At 67.8% G+C, this 2,802-nt stretch carries 4 protein-coding genes; 3 read left to right on the top strand and 1 reads right to left on the bottom strand.

What is annotated here, in order from left to right:
- Positions 1-422 (top strand): EamA family transporter (locus GPA_RS12425; RefSeq protein ID WP_041239591.1); only part of this gene is annotated, 422 nt, incomplete at its 5' end.
- 26 nt (positions 423-448) lie between these two features.
- Here GPA_RS12425 and GPA_RS12420 read toward each other — a convergent pair.
- Positions 449-646, bottom strand: a complete 198-nt coding sequence (locus GPA_RS12420) for a DUF4177 domain-containing protein (protein ID WP_015540073.1) — start codon at positions 644-646, stop codon at positions 449-451.
- 174 nt (positions 647-820) lie between these two features.
- Between GPA_RS12420 and GPA_RS12415 the strand changes: the two genes are divergently transcribed.
- Positions 821-2,233, top strand: a complete 1,413-nt coding sequence (locus GPA_RS12415) for a sodium-dependent transporter (protein WP_015540072.1) — start codon at positions 821-823, stop codon at positions 2,231-2,233.
- Between the two features lie 122 nt (positions 2,234-2,355).
- On the top strand, positions 2,356-2,802 hold a 447-nt coding region (locus GPA_RS12410), incomplete at its 3' end, for an SGNH/GDSL hydrolase family protein (RefSeq protein WP_231847644.1).

The raw sequence follows: 2,802 nt of genomic DNA, 5'->3' as shown, positions 1-2,802 counted from the left end.
CGGCCGCTCCGTGGATCTGGCGGCTCGTGCCCGCCACGCCCGACCCGATGGCCGTCACCGGCCCGGCAGTCGACATGGCGCTGCTCGCCGGCTGCGGCGTGCTCACGGCCATCCCGCTGCTGCTGTTCTCGGCGGCGGCCAACCGCATCTCGCTCACGGTGATCGGCTTCATCCAGTACGTCAGCCCCACCATCGCGCTCGTGCTGGCGGTGGCCTTCTTCGGCGAGCAGTTCACCATGGCGCACGGCATCTGCTTCGCCCTCATCTGGCTGGGCATCGCCGCCATCGGCGCTGAGGCCGCATGGATGGGCAGGCGGAAGCGGGCGGCAGAGGTCGCGCCGCCCGTGCCCGCAGCCGCTGCGCCCTCGCCGAACCCGTCGTCCGCAGCCATGCTGACCGACGCGCCCCCTGCTGAGCGCTAGCCGGCTTGTCGGGGGTCGCACCTCCCTTAGGCGTCTTTCTCGAAGACCAGGTCGATTTTGCGTATGCGGGCGTTGCCGTCGATTTCGGTGATTATGGAGTCGACGTAGCGGTAGCCGCGCGCCGCGTAGTCGTCGATGATCTCGCGGTGTTCCGAGGTGCCGAATCCAACTACGAATACTTCACGCTTCTTGTAGTCGACGCTCACGTACTCGTACCCCCTCATGGCGCACCCCTTTCGGCCGACTCGCCTCAGGGCATATCTTAGAGCTTGCTGCACGAAGCCGCAAGGACGCGCAAAAGACGGGCAACGCAGCTGCTCCGCCGACCTGTTTGCTGTACAATTGCAACGTTTTGCCAATGGGCAATATCGTACAAGACAAGCGCGGGGGAGTGTGGCATGGCGGAGGCCAAGAGGGAACGGTTCGTATCGCGGTTGGGGTTCATCCTCATCAGCGCGGGGTGCGCCATCGGCCTGGGCAACGTGTGGCGCTTCCCCTACATCACGGGCGAGTACGGCGGCGCGGCGTTCGTGCTCATGTACCTGGTGTTCCTCGTCATCCTGGGCCTGCCCGTCATGGTGATGGAGTTCGCCGTGGGCCGCGCCAGCCAGAAGAGCGCGGCCGCGGCGTTCGACACGCTGCAGCCGTCGCGCAAGTGGCATTGGTTCTCGTGGTGGGGCTACATCGGGTGCATGGTGCTCATGATGTTCTACACCACGGTGGGCGGCTGGATGCTGTCTTTCGTGGTGAAGATGGCCACCGGCGCGTTCAACGGCCTGGACAGCGCGGGCGTCGGCGAGGTGTTCAACGCGATGCTGGCTAACCCCACCGAGCTCGTGGGCTGGATGCTCGTGGTCATCGTGCTGGGCTTCCTCGTATGCAGCCTGGGGCTGCAGAAGGGCGTCGAGCGCGTCACGAAGGTGATGATGGTGTGCCTCCTGGGCATCATGGTGGTGCTCGTGGCGCGCGCCGTCACGCTGCCGGGCGGCCTCGCGGGCCTCGAGTTCTACCTCGTCCCCGACTTCGGGCGCCTGTTCGCAGGCGCGACGCCGGCTGAGCAGTGGGCCACGTTCGGCGACGCCGTGTTCGCGGCCATGGGCCAGGCGTTCTTCACGCTGTCGCTCGGCATCTCGGCCATGGAGATATTCGGCAGCTACATCGGCAAGGAACGCTCGCTCACCGGCGAGGCGCTGCGCATCTGCGGGCTGGACACGGCTGTGGCGCTCATGGCCGGCCTCATCATCTTCCCGGCGTGCTTCGCGTTCGCGGTGGAGCCGGGCAGCGGCCCCGGCCTCGTGTTCGTCACGCTGCCGAGCGTGTTCGGCCAGATGCCGATGGGGCAGCTGTGGGGCGCGCTGTTCTTCGTGTTCATGAGCTTCGCGGCGCTGTCCACCATCATCGCGGTGTTCGAGAACCTCATCAGCTGGTCCATGGACAAGTGGGGCTGGTCGCGCCACACGGCGGTGGCGCGCACGGCCGTTATCGTGTGCGTGCTCAGCCTGCCGTGCGCGCTCGGGTTCAACGTGCTGGCGGGCGTGCAGATCCCGGCCATCGGCGACATCCAGTCCATCGAGGACTTCATCGTGTCGAACAACCTGCTGCCGCTGGGCAGCCTGTTCTACGTGCTGTTCTGCGTGTCGCGTGGCGGCTGGGGCTGGGACAACTTCCTGGCCGAGGCCGACACCGGCAAGGGCATCCGCTTCCCGCGCTGGTCGAAGCTCTGGCTGAAGTTCGGCATCCCTGCGCTGATCCTGGTGATCTTCGTGATGGGCTACGTGCCGAAGTTCGCCGTGTGGCTGGGGATGGCGTAGAATAGCGAGGGCTGCGCGCGGCTTCGGCATTGGGCGCGGGTTCGGTTGCGGGCACGCCCCGGTTGTGGCCGGGCAGCGCGGCAGCCGGGTATCTCGGCGATAGGGCGACGAAGGGCAAGGCGATGGCGGCGAAGCGGCTGTTCTCCATTCTGGGCGATTCCATCAGCACGTTCGAAGGCTGCAACCCGGCGGGTTTCCGCGTGTTCTACGAGGAGGAGCGTCGGGAGGTCACGGGCGTGCGCGAGGCGCGCGACACGTGGTGGGCGCAGGTGGTCGACGCGCTGGACGGCGAGCTTCTGGCGAACGGGTCGTTCTCGGGCAGCATGGTGGAGGGCGCGGGCTTCCCGGCCGGCGACAGCGCGGAGCGCGTCGCGGCCCTTGCGCGCGACGGGCAGGCTCCCGACGTGGTCCTCGTGTTCATGGGTATCAACGACTACGGCTGGGGCGGCGCCGACGCGCAGGCAGCCGGGCGGGGCAACGCCCTGCCGACCTGCCTGGACGTTGACGCGCTCGGCGAGCAGCGCGAGCCCGGCCTGGCTGCCTCCGACGCGGCCGAGCGGTTCGGGCTG

It is taken from the genome of Gordonibacter pamelaeae 7-10-1-b (assembly GCF_000210055.1).
GTDB lineage: Bacteria > Actinomycetota > Coriobacteriia > Coriobacteriales > Eggerthellaceae > Gordonibacter > Gordonibacter pamelaeae.
The sequence above is the reverse complement of the archived record's forward strand: the minus strand, read 5'-3'. Positions and strand labels throughout refer to the sequence as shown.

Coding starts and splice junctions, on each gene's coding strand:
- GPA_RS12420 (WP_015540073.1), bottom strand. CDS start 646: ATGAGGGGGTACGAGTACGTGAGCGTCGACTACAAGAAGCGTGAAGTA.
- GPA_RS12415 (WP_015540072.1), top strand. CDS start 821: ATGGCGGAGGCCAAGAGGGAACGGTTCGTATCGCGGTTGGGGTTCATC.